The 14,948-nt window shown below is 67.2% G+C and carries 12 protein-coding genes and 4 pseudogenes; 8 read left to right on the top strand and 8 right to left on the bottom strand.

From position 1 onward, the window contains the following. Positions 1–69 precede the first annotated feature (69 nt). Together ACQEXA_RS04535 and ACQEXA_RS04530 are read left to right on the top strand one after the other, a co-directional pair. A complete protein-coding gene (locus ACQEXA_RS04535; RefSeq protein WP_432937029.1) occupies positions 70–1,020 on the top strand; it encodes an alpha/beta hydrolase in 951 nt (316 codons plus the stop codon). Between the two features lie 205 nt (positions 1,021–1,225). Continuing rightward, positions 1,226–1,753, top strand: a complete 528-nt coding sequence (locus ACQEXA_RS04530) for a hypothetical protein (RefSeq protein ID WP_432937032.1) — start codon at positions 1,226–1,228, stop codon at positions 1,751–1,753. 232 nt (positions 1,754–1,985) lie between these two features. On the opposite strand, the gene ACQEXA_RS04525 is transcribed toward ACQEXA_RS04530, so the two are convergent. From ACQEXA_RS04525 to ACQEXA_RS04510, 4 genes are all read right to left on the bottom strand, one after another. Continuing rightward, positions 1,986–2,156 (bottom strand): hypothetical protein, encoded by a 171-nt coding sequence (locus tag ACQEXA_RS04525; RefSeq protein ID WP_432937034.1) that lies wholly within the window; start codon positions 2,154–2,156, stop codon positions 1,986–1,988. 95 nt (positions 2,157–2,251) lie between these two features. Beyond that, positions 2,252–2,839 carry a YceI family protein gene (locus tag ACQEXA_RS04520; protein ID WP_432937036.1) on the bottom strand — a complete coding sequence of 196 codons (588 nt, stop codon included), beginning with the start codon at positions 2,837–2,839 and terminating at the stop codon, positions 2,252–2,254. Positions 2,840–3,172: 333 nt separating this feature from the next. Further along, positions 3,173–4,873 carry an L-aspartate oxidase gene (locus ACQEXA_RS04515; RefSeq protein ID WP_432939916.1) on the bottom strand — a complete coding sequence of 567 codons (1,701 nt, stop codon included), beginning with the start codon at positions 4,871–4,873 and terminating at the stop codon, positions 3,173–3,175. Positions 4,874–5,062: 189 nt separating this feature from the next. After that, positions 5,063–6,286, bottom strand: a complete 1,224-nt coding sequence (locus tag ACQEXA_RS04510; RefSeq protein WP_432937039.1) for an NAD(P)/FAD-dependent oxidoreductase — start codon at positions 6,284–6,286, stop codon at positions 5,063–5,065. 398 nt (positions 6,287–6,684) lie between these two features. Between ACQEXA_RS04510 and fdxA the strand changes: the two are divergent. After that, a pseudogene (gene fdxA / locus ACQEXA_RS04505) lies at positions 6,685–6,993 on the top strand (ferredoxin); the annotation flags it as partial. A 112-nt stretch (positions 6,994–7,105) separates the two neighbouring features. On the opposite strand, the gene ACQEXA_RS04500 reads toward fdxA, so the two are convergent. Both ACQEXA_RS04500 and ACQEXA_RS04495 read right to left on the bottom strand, forming a co-directional pair. Then, positions 7,106–7,528: an OsmC family protein gene (locus ACQEXA_RS04500; RefSeq protein WP_432937042.1), complete on the bottom strand. Its 423-nt coding sequence runs from the start codon at positions 7,526–7,528 to the stop codon at positions 7,106–7,108. A gap of 597 nt (positions 7,529–8,125) precedes the next feature. After that, positions 8,126–8,623, bottom strand: coding sequence for an Ohr family peroxiredoxin (locus tag ACQEXA_RS04495; RefSeq protein ID WP_432937044.1), 498 nt, complete (start codon positions 8,621–8,623; stop codon positions 8,126–8,128). A 909-nt stretch (positions 8,624–9,532) separates the two neighbouring features. Between ACQEXA_RS04495 and ACQEXA_RS04490 the strand changes: the two are divergent. From ACQEXA_RS04490 to ACQEXA_RS04470, 5 genes and pseudogenes are all read left to right on the top strand, one after another. Further along, positions 9,533–9,964: pseudogene (locus ACQEXA_RS04490) on the top strand (sigma-70 family RNA polymerase sigma factor); the annotation flags it as partial. A gap of 159 nt (positions 9,965–10,123) precedes the next feature. Beyond that, entirely contained in the window at positions 10,124–11,473 is a 1,350-nt protein-coding gene (locus ACQEXA_RS04485) for an ISL3 family transposase (RefSeq protein WP_433128732.1), read from the top strand. 545 nt (positions 11,474–12,018) lie between these two features. Beyond that, a complete protein-coding gene (locus ACQEXA_RS04480) occupies positions 12,019–12,492 on the top strand; it encodes a carboxymuconolactone decarboxylase family protein (RefSeq protein WP_432937049.1) in 474 nt (157 codons plus the stop codon). Positions 12,493–13,126: 634 nt separating this feature from the next. Then, positions 13,127–13,531, top strand: a complete 405-nt coding sequence (locus ACQEXA_RS04475; protein ID WP_432937052.1) for a cupin domain-containing protein — start codon at positions 13,127–13,129, stop codon at positions 13,529–13,531. Positions 13,532–13,627: 96 nt separating this feature from the next. Beyond that, positions 13,628–14,224 carry a DUF5134 domain-containing protein gene (locus ACQEXA_RS04470; protein WP_432937054.1) on the top strand — a complete coding sequence of 199 codons (597 nt, stop codon included), beginning with the start codon at positions 13,628–13,630 and terminating at the stop codon, positions 14,222–14,224. 88 nt (positions 14,225–14,312) lie between these two features. Here the strand turns inward: ACQEXA_RS04470 and ACQEXA_RS04465 are convergent. Both ACQEXA_RS04465 and ACQEXA_RS04460 read right to left on the bottom strand, forming a co-directional pair. Then, a pseudogene (locus ACQEXA_RS04465) lies at positions 14,313–14,663 on the bottom strand (3-oxoadipyl-CoA thiolase); the annotation flags it as partial. Between the two features lies 1 nt (position 14,664). Beyond that, positions 14,665–14,766, bottom strand: a pseudogene (locus ACQEXA_RS04460) (succinyl-CoA--3-ketoacid-CoA transferase); the annotation flags it as partial. Positions 14,767–14,948: the final 182 nt, after the last annotated feature.

Here is a 14,948-nt window from a genome sequence, read left to right as displayed (position 1 = left end):
ACATCTTCAGTCAATACCCTGTCATACAGGTGAAAGCAGGAAAAGCCTGCCGATCCAAGGAGTGCAGTGATGACCAAGCCCGTGCTCGAACCTGCAGCGCAGGCGTTCGCGGACGCGACGGCCAACCCGCCTTTTCTGTACGAGGTCGGTCCGGAGGGTGCCCGGAAGGTCCTGGACGACCTGCAGGCGGCACCGGTGGAGAAGGCGGAAGTGGAGGAGAAGTGGGTCACGGTGCCTGCCGAGGTGGGAGACGTGCGGGTACGCATCGTCAAACCTGTCGGCATCGACGGCCAGCTGCCGGTCGTCCTGTACATGCACGGTGGCGGCTGGGTCATCGGCAACGCCGGCACCCATGACCGTCTCGTGCGGGAGCTGGCCGTCGGAGCGAATGCCGCCGTCGTGTTCGTCGAGTACGACCGTTCTCCGGAGGCCACATACCCGGTAGCCATCGAGCAGGGATACGCAACTGCTCGGTGGATCACCACGAACGGCGCCGAGGAAGGTCTGGACACCTCCCGCCTGGCTGTTGCCGGCGACTCCGTCGGCGGCAACATGGCCGCTGCGCTGACACTCATGGCCAAGCGACGCGGTGACGTCACCTTCGTCCACCAGTCGCTGTACTACCCCGTCACGGACGCGGCCCAGGACACCGAGAGCTACCGGGAATTCGCGGACGGGCCCTTCCTCACGGCCAAGGCCATGGCCTGGTTCTGGGACTCCTACACCACCGACCCCGCCCAGCGGGCGGAGATCACCGCCTCGCCGCTGCGGGCGAGCCTGGAGGAGTTGGAGGGGCTGCCGCCCGCGCTCGTCATCGTCGACGGTTACGACGTGCTGCGGGACGAGGGCGAGGCGTACGCCCGTAAGCTGACCCAAGCTGGCGTTCCCACCACGAGCATCCGTATCAACGGCACCCTGCACGACTTCATGATGCTCAACCCCCTCCGGTCCACGCAGGCCTCAACCGTCGCGGTCGAGCAGGCGGTTCACACCCTGCTCACCGTTCTCCGAGACAACTGAGAGTTCGACGCAGCCACCTGAGAAATCAGCCACCGAGGCTGCTCCCGGTCGCCGGCGACGGGGCCCGTGAAACTCATCGGCTCCCGGCAAGCCCCGAACACCTTCCCGCTTGCCGACTCCGGCCCATCGCCTAGTACATGCGACAGCGTCCGCCGTGTCCGTGCGTCCGGACACGGCGGAGACGGCTGCCTCGAAAGGGCCCTTCATGAACCGTCGATTGCTCTACCGACGTGCCCGCGCTCCGCTCTCCTTGATGGTCACCGTCACGGTCGCCGCCGGTCTTTTCGCCGCCTCGATCCGTCCGGCCGGCGCCGGCAAGCACGCTGTCGCGCAGCAGCGCAAGCCGACCGTTGTACGCGTCCACGGCGCGTTCGCCGACTCCACCGGCTGCAACGGCGTCGTCAAGAAGCTGAAGCACGGCGGCTATTCGATGCTGGCCGAGGCCGGTCCGCTGCGCGGGCTCAGGATCGACGCCGTTTACCTCAAGGATCTCCTCGCGAGCATCGACGGCCCGGTGATGCTCGCCGTGCATTTCTACGGCGGAGCGGTCATCAGCAATGCCGCCTACGGCGCCGGCAATGTCAAGACGGCCGTCTCCATCGACGCGTTCATCCCGCACAAGGGGGAGAGCGCGCCGATCCTCGCGGACAGGTTCCCGGGAAGCGCCCTCGGCGATGCTCTGCGCCCTGTTCCGATCTCCCTGCCGGACGGTTCCAAGGGGACGAGCTTCTAGAGCGACCAGGACAGGTTCCACCACCAGTTCGCCGAGGATGTCCCCTACGAGGTCGAGGGACGTCCGCTAGAGAACGGGTCAGGGTGCGACGGCCGATGGCATCGCGAACAACCCCCTGGACCTCGATGCGGCCTGGGCCCGGCCCCACCTCGGGCCACTGGGATCCATGGATACGCCGCGGCCTGCCGCTTCGGAGCCCGACCGACGGCCGGGTTGCGCAACTGCCGACCGCTCAACCGCCGGTGGACCGGTGCAGCGCGGAGGAGACGATTCTCATCCGTTCGTTGAGGTTCTCGAGCTCTTGGCGAAGCTCATCGGCCCGGGCCTGAAGCACGGTGGCTTCGGCGGTCAGCGACTCGACTGTGGCCGCGATGTCGAAGTGGCTGTCAGCGGTTTGGGTCATGGTGTGTCCTTCAACGGCAACGATCGTGAGAAACGGTGCTGTGCCCGGTGAGAAGCACTGCCGGTGCACGCGACAGGTTCATGGCGTCCGCCGGTTCAGGCGGCTTCCGCCCGCTGCACCTGCACCGCGGAGATGTCGAGGGTCAGCTTCACCTTGTCGCTGATCAGGGATCCGCCTGGCGCCAGGGCCGGGTTTCCGTCAAGTCCCCAGTGGGAGCGTTGCAGAGTGGCCCTGGCCTTGAAGCCGACCCGATGGCGACCGCGGACGTCCTGGTGAGCTCCGCCGAACTCGAGGTCGATGTGAACAGGCAGCTCGAGGCCCTTGATCCGGAGGTGTCCCACCACGCGAACGGGGTCGTCCCCTGCATCGAGGAGTCCGGTGGAGCGGAAGGTCATGAGGGGGAACGTCGCCGCATCGAGGAAGTCCGGTCCGGCGACATGGGCTTCCCCCTCGGGAGACCCTGTCTGGAAGCTGCCGGTCTGGACACTGAGGTGGACCGCGGATCGGGTGGGACGTGATCCGTCGAGCCTGAGGATCCCCTCGAAGGTGGTGAACTTTCCGCGAAGACAGGTGTGTTGGGCGGAGAGACCGACCGTGCTGTGGACCGGGTCGACGAGGTAGACACCGGACAGGTCGTCATAGGGGCGTGTGCGAAAAAGAGTGGATTTCCCGCGGTTGAACATGATGAGCAGTTCCTCCGTCCGTGGATTTCAGCCAGGCGCGCATTCCGGCACACAACGGCCGTCAGCCGGATCGAGGAGTGCCGGTCGAGCGAAGTGGTGCCGGCCGCACATTCCGAAGGCTGGCCCCGAAGCAGGCGCGCCTGGGCGGCCCCGTCCGTCGGTAGGGGCCACCCAGGCGCACCGCCGCTGCCCGGCCCAGTGGGCGAACCGTCTCTCGGCGCTGCGGGAGACGAGCTACTCACTGGTTGTGAGCACATCGGCTGCACCAGAAATGACAGGGCGGCGGCAGTGCTTGTGACAGAGGTTCGCAGGAATCGGAAAAAGCGCGCGAGGTTATTCGGCGAGTTTTCCGTCCGTGGAGACCTCTTCCATGAGAGTGGAAATCTCCTCCGGGATGGGGGCAATACTTTCGTGGGTGATGCCGGTCGCCGGGGACCACACGAGGTTGACGTGCAGTGCGGGGTCCAGGGCGGGGTAGTCGCTGCGGTTGTGGCAGCCGCGGGTCTCGCGGCGCTCCAGTGCTGCTTCGAGGGTGGCTCGCGCTGCCAGGGCGGCGGATTTGAGATCGAAGGCGTGGGCGAGGTCCTGGTAGCCGGCGATGTCGGGGTGGACGCCGACGTCCTGCATCCTCTTCTCGATCGCGGTGAGCTCGGCCAGTCCGGTGCGCAGGCCCTCTTCGTCGCGTACGACTCCGGCGTGCTCGGTCATGGTGTTGCGGATGGCGCGCTGCAGGGCACGGACGTTTTCCGGTCCGTCGGCGGCGAGAAGGTCGTTGATCTCGGCACGGGCCTGTGCCACCGCCGTGGCCGAGCGCGGCTGGGCGGTCAGCGACTGTGAGTAGGCGGCGGCTGCCTGGCCGGTGATGCGGCCGAAGACGAGCAGTTCGATGAGGCTGTTGCCGCCGAGGCGGTTGGCGCCGTGCAGGCCGCTGGAGGCCTCGCCGATGGCGTACAGGCCGCGCACGTCGGTGCTGTGGTCCTCAGGTCGTACCCACACCCCGCCCATGGAGTAGTGCGCGGTGGGTGCGACCTCGATCGGCTCGCGGGTGATGTCCAGCATCTGCAGGTCCAGCAGGGTCTGGTAGACCCGGGGAAGCCGGTTCATGATCGTCTGCCGGGGCAGGTGGGAGACATCGAGCCACACGCCCCCCTTGGGGGTGCCGCGACCTTCCTTGATCTCGGTGTAGGAGGCCAGGGCCACGCGGTCGCGGGTGGACAGTTCCATCCGCTCGGGGTCGTAGCGACTCATGAAACGTTCCCCGAGCTCGTTGCGCAGGATGCCTCCCTCGCCGCGTGCTGCCTCGCTGACCAAGGTGCCGGCCGCGTTCTCCGGCTCGATGATCCCGGAGGGGTGGAACTGGACCAGTTCGGGGTCGCGCAGGCGCGCTCCGGCCTCCACGGCCAGGCGGAAGGAGTCTCCGGTGTTCTCGTCGCGCCGCGAGGAGGTACGCCGCCAGATCCGGGTGTGGCCGCCCGCGGCGAGAATGACCGCGTCCGCGTGGATCAGGTAGGGGGTGCCATGGGCGAGGTCGAAGCCGTACGCCCCGAACACGGCGCCGTCGTGCACCAGGAGCCGGGTGATGTAGACACCGTCGAGGACGGGGATGTCCAGCTGCTGCGCGCGCCGGATGAGTGTGCGCTGGATCTCCAGACCGGTGTAGTCACCGGCGAAGGCGGTGCGCCGGTACTTGTGCGCGCCGAAGAAGCGCTGGGAGATCCGGCCGTCGGCTTCCCTGGCGAAGTTCATGCCGTAGCGTTCCAGGTCGTCTATGCCACGGGCAGCGCCCTGGGTGACGATCTGCACGGTGCGGGGATCAGCCAGGAGATAGCTCTCCTTGAGGGTGTCGGCCGCGTGCTGCTGCCAGCTGTCCTCGGGATCCATCGTGGCCAGGGCCGCGTTGATGCCTCCCGCGGCCAGTGCCGTGTGGGCGTCGTCCTTAGGGCGCTTGCCGACTGCGAGGACGTCGACACCGGACTCGGCCAGCTCGATCGCGGCGCGCAAACCGGCACCCCCGGTGCCGATCACCAGCACCATGGTGGAAAGACGTCGTTCAGTGATTGCCACGGTCCACTCCGATCGTTGTGATTGTCACTGATTAGGACAAAGCTGTCCCGGCATCTGTGACACCTTTCGCCGTCGGCAGGGCCTGTGACGTGGGGCATCAGCCCTCGACGCGGGCGAGAGACGGTATGCATCCACAACGCTCCCGCCCGGGCCGCGACGTCACGACAGGAGGCTCTCCAGGGGGACGTCCGGGTCGGACAGGCGTGCGTCGTCGACGCCCTTCCCAGAGGTGATGAGGGAGCGGATCGGTTCGACGACGTCCCACACGTTGACGTTCATGCCTGCCAGGACGCGGTTCCCCGCCATCCAGAAGGCGATGAAGCGCCGTGCGGAGGGGTCACCGCGGAAGACGACACGGTCGTAGCCACCGGGTTCCGCGTAGCCGACGTACTCCATTCCGACGTCGTACTGATCCGTGTAGAAGTACGGCAGCCTGTTGTACACGGCTTCCTTGCCGAGCATGCCGAGCGCCGCCACCTCCGGCTGGTTCAGGGCGTTGGCCCAGTGCTCGACCCTGAGGTGGCGGCCGAGCAGCGGGTGGTAGGCGTTGGCGACGTCGCCCGCGGCGTAGATGTCGGCCACCGAGGTCTGCAGGCGCTCGTCGGTGACGATGCCGTTGAGCACGTCCAGGCCGGCTTCCTCGGCGAGTTGGACGTTAGGGGTGATGCCGATGCCCACGACCACGGCGTCCGCCGCCAGGTGCCTGCCGTCGGCGAGCCGTACCCCGTCCACGCGGCCGTCCGTTCCGGTGAGGGACTCCGTCTGCACCCCGGTGAGCAGGTCCACGCCGTGGTCGGCATGCAGCGCCGCGAACACATCGGCCGCCTCACGCCCGAGCACCTTCAGCAGGGGAAGTTCCCCATGCTCGAGCACGGTCACCTCGGCGCCGGCCGTCCGGGCGGCTGCGGCGGTCTCGAGGCCGATCCATCCGCCACCGATCACGACGATCTTCGCCCCCGCCTTGAAGGCGGACTTCAGGCGTTCACTGTCTCCCACACGCCGCAGATACAGCACGTTGTCGAGGTCGGCCCCCGGGAGGGACAGCCGGCGCGGGGACGAACCGGTGGCGAGAAGCAGCTTGTCGTACGGCACCTGACGGCCGTCGTCCAGTTCCACCGTCCGCACTGCCGGGTCGACCGCGCGCGCCCGCGTGCCCAGCAGCAGGCCGACATCGTGCTCCCGGTACCAGTCGTCGGTATGCACGTAGATCGAATCGCGTTCCTCGTTGCCCAGCAGAAAGCCCTTGGAGAGCGGCGGCCGCTCGTACGGCTTCTCATTCTCGTCGCCGATGATGACGAGTGGGCCGCTGTGGCCGTGTTTGCGCAGTGCCTCCGCCGCTTTGCCCGCGGCCAGACCGCCACCGACGATCATGAAAGTATTCATGTGGTTCCTCATCTCGGACGACGCACGTCGCGAGTCATGTTGGGTCGGTCACCCATCAGACCGCTCAGCTCATGATCGTGTGACACCCCCCGGCGAGGGCCGAGGCGGACGGCTTCGTCCACCGCGGCGCGCACATCGAGTGACGGCCGACGCTCGGACTTGCCGCTGACAGAAGACCCTTCGGACTGGCGGGACAAGGTCCGGCTGCCACCTCGTGTGCGGGCGAGGCAACAGATCCGAGCTGCGGCCGGCCGGAACCACGGTTGCCCCAGCGGTACGGAAAGCAGGGAGGAGTCACGGCCGTCACAACATCATGTGCTTCCCGGTCATACCTCAAGCCGATGGCCGCCCGCATGAGGCCGGCCGGTCACCTGGATCATCGGACGGGAGAGAGGGACATGACGTACGTCATCGCACAGCCTTGTGTCGACGTCCAGGACAGGGCCTGTCTCATCGAATGCCCGGTGGACTGCATCTACGAAGGCAATCGGACGCTCTACATCAACCCCTCCGAGTGCGTGGACTGCCGGGCGTGCGAGCCCGTCTGCCCGGTCGAGGCCATCTATTCCGAAGAGGACCTCCCGCGGTACTGGGCGCAGTACACCACCATCAACGCCGAGTACTTCCGTACGACTTCGGCACAGCAGGTCGAGCCGTTCGTCGTCGACGGCGATCATCGCCTGATCGCCGAGTTGCCGCAGCAGACTTCGCACAAGAAGGACATCGCCGCTTTCAGCATCCGCAAGGAGGAGGCCGCGGACGCCGATGTGTGGTTCCCGTTCTGACGTACACGCGTCCCAGCGGGCGGCGCAGGCAAGGTCATTGCGGTAGCGGCCGGCCGCGCGCGGCGTGGGTCTTCGCCGCAACCGTGGGCACGGTGACGACCGGGACCTCCCGGGTCAGCAGACGTTGCACAGGACAGCGAGCGGCCACGGCCAGCAACTGCTTGATCTGCAAGGCGTCCAGATCGCCGGTCAAGCGGATGTTCTTGATGATCTGCTCGTGCGGATCGAACCGCAGTGCCACATCGACCTGGTCGAGCGGCCAACCGTGCCGCTCCGCAGCTGCCCGGACGGCCATGGAGGTGCATGCCCCCAGCGCTGCCAGGAGCAGTTCTTCGGGCCTGGGACCGGTGTCCGTGCCGGCCGGCTCGTGCGCGTCCGCGGCCAGGGTATGAGGACCGACCTGAATCGAGCGGGCGAGACGCCGGCCTTCACTCACCGACACGAGGCGTGCGTTCATCGATCTTCCTCTCGGGCGAGCCACACCGCCGTGTGACCTGTGATCACAAGGGGTGGCGAGCGGTGACGGGATGACGTTGCCCGTCCCTTTACCGCTACGACCACAAGGATCTTCCGTATGTGACATGGAAGCTGTCACACAGCGAAGGACTGCCCGGTCTTATTGACGGATCGCCCCCTCACGCCACTGCTGAAAATGCCAGACCGAATGCGCAGGACGTGCCATGCGCACGGCTGCGGAAACAGAGAGCCACGCGCGACGAATCCCGGACCATCTGTATCGGACCCGAGGAACCTCGAACGCGCCGCGGCCACGCATCGCAGGTCCTCCGTGCACACGCTGTGAAGCCGGTACCACAGGGCGATGCCCTTCGACGAGAAGATCTCCGGGCGCCACGCCGCAGTGTCAGATCCACCGCGTGTCCGAGCAGGGAGTCACCACGGTGTGGGTCGAGACGAACGCACCGCGACCGCCGTGTGGCTGCCGCATCAGAGGGAACGGCATCGGATGCGCGAAGTGCCGGACCCCCGCTCGGCTCCGCACACAGCCGTGGAGTGCCACCGTCCCGCATGCTCCGCATCAAGCATCCGTCGCCGGTCAGGGGGCAAGTGTGATGGTGGCGGGTGCGTCCTTCCCGGGCATCTTCGTGTACGGGGACAGAGAACCGGCCTTCTCCAGCAGCGGCGCGGCGACGGCGGAATCGATGCCCGGCCATGTGACCACGAGGCCGACGGACAAGGCGTAGCCGCCGTCTCCCGGGTCCCGGCCGAACGCCACAGTCGCCTCCACAGAGATCGCGGAGTTGTCCAGCCCGGCCTGTCGCGCCAGCAGGCTCAGCGCCCCGTGGAAGCAGGCCGCACAGCCGGCGGCGTACAGCTGCTCGGGATTCGTCCCCCGGCCGTCTCCTCCCAGTTCGGCGGGCATGCGCAGGTCGAGGTCCAGGACCCCGTTCGTCGAGCGCGCTCTTCCCGAGGCCCGACCGTGATGCGCTGTGCCCCCGCTCACCGTCACCGTCGTGGTGTAGATGGGGGTGAAGGATTCTCCGTCGAAGTCTTTGTCAGTGGACAGATGGGGCAACCGGATCTCCTCGGTCACCGCACGCCTGCCTGAACGCGGGAGTACACGGCTGTGCGCGGAGCCGGCATCGACGCGGGAGGACTGGCATCCGTCGGCCTCTGCGGGCCATGCTGCGATGCGGTGCGCGACGCCGGGCCATGGGCACAGGACACCGGACCGTCCATGCTGAATGCCATATTTATGCACCTTCGCGTCCTTGAGGGGGATCATGTTTTCAGATAGCTGGTTGACCAAGAAGTCACCCCGGTTGTGACAGCCGTCGGTAAATAGGTGCACGGACCAGCCGCCCGATCTGGACTACTGCCGGGCGAAGGTGCTCCGGGAAGACATCCTCACGGCCGCACTGATGCCGTACAGGAAGAGAGCCGGGACGCCTTCAGGTGGTCCGGCTGCGTCATGGGCAAGGCGCTGGGGCCCCTGCGACACGGACCCGCCCCCCCGGGCCGAGCACGTCTACCTCGGCGGAGGCCGAGGTAGTCCCACTCCGTGGCATCGACCGCTCGCTCAGCCCCACCCGCCGGCACATGTGGAGCGCATTCGACGACGTCCCAGTGGACTGCGCCCGTGGGACCGGGGCACCGCCTGGCGAGGCGGTCGCGTTCGTCGCCGGTGTCGGCGATGACTTCACGCTCAGCGCCACACGCGACCGGTGATCCAGCACGGCACACCGTCTCAAGGGCACACCTGGTCGGTCGGGCGAATCGAATCACTCGATTATGCGATGTGGTCCGGTCCCTCCGGTCTCACTCTGGCCAAGTAGCCAAGAAGAACATCCGGCTCAAGGAAATCACACGCGCTCTTTGCAGCGGGTTTTGGACCGAGGGTCGGGCCATGAGCCCACGAGGTGTCCGCCTGAATCCGGGTGTTCCGACAGTAGCCAGCGATATCCCTCCCAGGGGGAGGATGATGCATTCCGAGCCGACCCTCATGACAAGTGACCTTGAAGAGGCTGTTTCCGTCTTTGTGCAGCAGCGGCCGCGCCTCTTCGTAATTGCCCGCCGTGTGCTCGGCAGCGCGGTCGAGGCTGAGGACGTGGTGCAGGAGGTGTGGCTGCGTTGGCAGAAGACCGACCGCTCTGCGGTGGTCAGCCCGGCGGCCTTCCTTTCGTGCACGGCGACCCGCTTGGCCATCAACGTCAGGCAGTCGGCGCGCGTGCGTCGGGAGACCTGCATCGGCCCGTGGCTGCCCGAGCCCGTCGACACGAGTGCGGATCCTGAGACGGATGCGCAGCGCGCGGAGGCTCTGCAGCTGGTGCTGGAGAAACTGAACCCCACTGAGCGCGCCGTGTACGTCCTGCGCGAGGCATTCGACTACGCCTACTCCGAGATTGCAGAGATTCTGCAGCTCAGTCTCGTCAATGTGGGTCTTCGAACTTGATGGGGGTGCGGCGGTGACGGGCGGGCTGGCCGGTCACTCTATGTGAGGTGGTTGGGGTGCGGGTGGCCCAGATGCAAGGAGCCCGCGGGCCTTCGTGATCATGGTTGTTGTCTAGGCAACCGATCATGAAACCCCACGGGCTTGAACATCGACGATACCGGGATCAACGAGGCGGCAACGCGACTTCTGGGGCTGGAGGGGGTGAGTGTGACGCAGGTCAAGGACGATGGGGCGGGCGGTTCGACGGTGTACGTGGTCACGAACGAGGACTCCGCCCGGGCCTGCCCCGCCTGCGGGGTCTTCGCCACCCGGCTGAAGGACTACCGCACCACCCGGCCCAGACACCTGCCCAGCGGTGGGCGCCCGGTGAGCATCCGATGGCGCAAGGCACGCTGGCACTGCACCGACCCCGCGTGCCCACGCGGCTCGTTCACCGAGGCGATACGCGCGGTGCCCGCGGGGATGCGCACCACCACCGCCCTGCGCCAGGCGGCGGGGGCCGCGGTCTGCGACGGCGGCCGCACCGTCGTGCAGGCCGGCCGCGACCTGCACCTGAGCTGGCCGATCGTGCAGCAATGCTTCGAGGACTACGCCGCCCAGGTCCTGCCCGAGACCCCGCCCGCGACCTCGGCGATAGGGATCGACGAGACCCGGCGGGGCAAGCCGGTGTGGAAGCAGAACCCGGCCACGGAGAAGTGGGAACTCGTCGCGGACGCCTGGCACATCGGTTTCGTCGACGCGATCGGCGGACAAGGGCTGTTCGGCCAGGTCGAGGGCCGTAACGCGGCCTCGGTCGCCGACTGGCTCACCGCCCAGCCCGCCTCCTGGCGCGAGCAGGTCCGCTACGTCGCCGTCGACCTGTGCTCCACCTTCCGTGCCGCCGTCCAGCGTGCCCTGCCGCATGCGGCCGTGGTCGTCGACTGCTTCCACATCGTCCAACTCGCCCAGCGCCACCTCGCCGACCTGCGCCGCCGCCTCACCTGGAAGCAGCACGGCCGCCGAGCCCGCAAAGGCGACAGCATCTACACCGTCCGCAAACTCCTGCGCCGAAACAAAGAAGACCTCACCGAGGACCAACACACCCTCTTTAAGGTCGAGTTGGACCACATGGGCACCTACGGCCGACAGATCTACACCGCCTGGCAGGCCAAAGAACTCCTGCGCGACCTCCTGCACCTCGCCGTCAGCCGCGCCCACACCACCCCCGACCACTCCGCGATCTCCGCCGCCCGCCACCGCTTCCTCGCCCACGTCGCCGACCACGCCCACCTGCCCGAACTCGTCACCCTCGCCGAGACCATCGAGCAGTGGTGGGACGGCATCGAGACCTACCTGACCACTGGAATCACCAACGCCGCCTCCGAAGGCAACAACCGCCTCATCAAACTCGAAGCGCGTAACGCCTTCGGCTTCCGGAACCGAGCCAACCAACGACTCCGGTCACGCTGTGCAACCACACGCCGGAGCCGCCGGGAGGCGCACCCCCACTAAATTCGAAGACCCGTCAATGTGCGGAAGATCGTGAGCCGTGCTCGTAAGCGTCTGTCGGAGGACAAGCGAGAGAGCGTGGAGACGACTGAGCATCGTCGTCTTCTGAAGGCTTTTGTCTCAGCGGCTCGAACGGGGGATGTGGCCGTGCTGGAAGCCTTTCTGGCACCGGATGTCGCCAGTCTGTCCGAAGGCAACGCCATTCGGGGAACCACTTGCATACCGACGCTGGGCCGTGCGCGTGTGGCCGATCCGGCGACCGACTGCCCACGACCGCCTGCCGACGGTTCTGGCGGGAGGCGGCCCCTTGACTGGTCGCTGCCGTCGGCCGTACGGGCGTCGTGATCTACCGGGATGCATGCCCAGCGCACTGTTGATGACAGCGGCCTCGGAGGCAGGCGTCCACACAGTCCATGCACAAGCCCGACTGTCCGGGACGGTAGGGCGATGACGTGGCCGTGGAGACCTGCATCACACCGCCTTCGGTGTCACACCTCGCCCGGTTGTCCGGTCAGTTGTGTGTATCCGCATCCGGGCTAGGAGGTCCCATGGAATCGCGTCTCAACTACTTCGGTAATCCCCTCGCGGGCAAGGTGCTGAAGCACATCGCCTCGGCCAGCAAGGTGCTGGCGGACTCGTCGCTGCCGGCCACCATTGCGCATCTGGTGGAGATCCGCGCCAGCCAGATCAACGGCTGCGGCTTCTGCACCGACATGCACACCAAGGAGGCTGCCCACGCCGGGGAGACCTCGGTGCGACTCAACCTGATCGCGGCCTGGCGGGAGGCGACGGTGTTCACCGACGCCGAGCGCGCTGTGCTGGAGCTGACCGAGCAGGGCACCCGGGTCGCGGATGCTGCCGTTGGGGTCACGGACGAGGTCTGGACGAACGCCGCCAAGCACTTCGACGAGGACCAGCTTGTCGCGCTGATCTCCCTCATCGCCATCATCAACAGCTACAACCGCATCAACCTCATCAACCAGCAGCCGGCCGGCAGCTACCAGGTCGGCCAGTTCGGCTGAGCCAGGGGGTTCGGCATGGCCGGAGGGTCCGTCTCCGCGTCGCCCCGACCTTCGGCGGGGAGACGGACTTCCGGCGTCAGCCGACTTCACTGATCGATGCGGCCCGCTGCGTTTGATTCTCAGCGGCGCCGTACTGCGCCTCCTCCGTCGAGTCGCAGTCCTGAAAGTCAGAGACGGGGCGCGGGTTGCCCTGGTACCTCTCCGGATGAGTGACCCGGACGAGTCAGAAACAGGGCGCCCGGCGACGGCCTCAGCACGGGCGCTGTTACCGGCAGACCCTGGCATTGTCCCGGGAATCGGCCCCGGCCCCGGTCGTGGGAGTCGCCGTGGATGCGCGTTCAGCGCAGCGATTGCCGCGGTGCGATGCGTTCTCGATACCGCGGGATCCGGAATGTGCATGCCGCCGACCGGGAGCAGAGTGGTCTTGGGTCCCTCTGCGTGAGGCATAAGACGCACGGCGTGTCACAGATACGGGCCGTGTTTTGTCGTCACTTTTAAGCAAGTTGGGAGAGTCCGGAGTCGACGAACCCGGGCGCCGCCGAATGGGAGGCCGGTACACCGGCGCCGAAGGCGGTGGCCGACGGGGGCTCGTTCGTTCCGGGCAGGCTGATGGAGGTGTAGCGCAGTGCACGAGATGGATTCAGTGGACGGTACAGGACCCAAGATGCTGGCGGACGTCAAGCCGCCGTTCATTCCCGAGGGCGCTTCGGGGATGACCGTCTTCGTCGAGTGGCCTCCCGGTCATCCCGGGACTCCACCGCACCGCCACTCGGGGCCGTGCTTCGGCTACGTCACCGAAGGGGAGGTCCGGTGGGAGCTCGAGGGTGAGCCGGAGCGCGTACTCAAGGCCGGTGACACCTTCTGGGAGCCGGGCGGTGACGTGATCCACTACCAGAACGGCAACGCCAAGTCGGATGCGCCGGCCAAGTACATCGTGTTCATGCTGTGCGCGCCGGGCCAGCCGATGCTCACGCTAGTCGAGGAGGAGGAGCTGGAGAAGCGGGCCCACCTGCGCGCCCCGCGTCCCGCCGCAGTCTGACCCGCCGCCTGCTCGTATAGGCCGGTTCCGAACGGAGTTCGTCCGCTCCGTGAAAGGGCGCGATGAGGCATGAGTGCCACTGATGTTGTGCGTGGCATGCTGACAGCGCTGTTCGCGGCGGCGGCCGTCCGCGCGCTGCGGCACGGCGTCCTGTCACGAGGTTCCGGGTGGCGCGGCCGAGTCGACCAATTCCTGCACACCGCCATGGCCCTGGCCATGGCGGTGATGCCGTGGCGCTGGGGCGGCATGCTGTCGGAGGTCTCCCTGACGGCCTTCTTCGCAGCCGCCGCCTTGTGGTTTCCGCTGACTGCTGTCAGCTCCCGCCAGAAACCGAGACTGACCGCAACCGCGCGGAGGTTGCCGTACGCGGCCGGCATGGCCGCGATGGCATGGATGACGCACTCCATGGCGGCCCTGTCGCACGAGACCCTGGCCGACGGTCTCTCGGCGGCGAACCACGCCGCGCATCTCGGTCACATCGCAGGGGAATCGAAGGCCGGCAACGCGGTCACGGGCGTGCTGGCGCTCTACCTCCTTGTGTGCGCTCTTCGGTCGCTCATGCGTGGCATGCCCACGCTGCGCTGGGCGTCGGACACCGTGGCCGCCTCAACCAGCATCAGGGAGTCTTGCGGGCACTTCTGGGACGGATCGATGCCGCTGGGAACGGTCATCATGCTGCTCATGCACCACTGAGCGCCGCATCAGGCTGGTTGGAAGCCTGCAGGGCGCCTGCTCGCCAAGGGTCGATCGCGGGACGCAGGCCCCACTGCCGTGCGATCCGTCGTGCATTCGACTCCACGCCGCCCGCGCCGACGATGGAGGCATCGCCGACGGCGATGGCACAGGCGGCCTGAACAACGGCCTCCAGACCGGTAGCGCATGGCTGATTGACCGTCATACCCGGTGCGGAGGTGGGCAGGCCGACCGGCAGTGCCGCCATGTGGCCGACGTTGCGGTTCTCCTCGCCGGCGCCGTTGGCGTTGCCGAAGTACACGTCAGCAATGCGCGCGGGGTCCAACACGGGGCTGCGGGTGAGGAGTTCGCGGATGGTGTGTGCGGCCAGGTCGTCGCGGCGTACCGAGGCCAGGGCTCCGTTGTGACGCCTGATCGGCGTGCGCACGGCATAGATGATGCACTTCCACGCCCCCGGGCAGATGCTTGGGAATCAGCGTCGGCAACCCGGTGCCGAGATTGACGTACTGACCGTCCCTCGGTTCGCGCCCCCGTGCGGCCATCTCCTACCCGACGCCGCCCACCGCCACTGACGCACCGTCCGGCGCGTCCGCCACCGCTTCCAGGGCCGAGGCGACCAATTTATCCATCTTTTCGCCCCGCCTCTCTGAAATGCCGACCCCGCCGGACGCTCTTTCCGGAAGGCAATGTCACCTACCGGGCCCGGCCTCCATGCATTTGTGCA

The organism is Streptomyces sp. CA-106110 (assembly GCF_050936285.1).
GTDB lineage: Bacteria > Actinomycetota > Actinomycetes > Streptomycetales > Streptomycetaceae > Streptomyces.
This window is presented reverse-complemented; position numbering and strand designations above follow the sequence as displayed.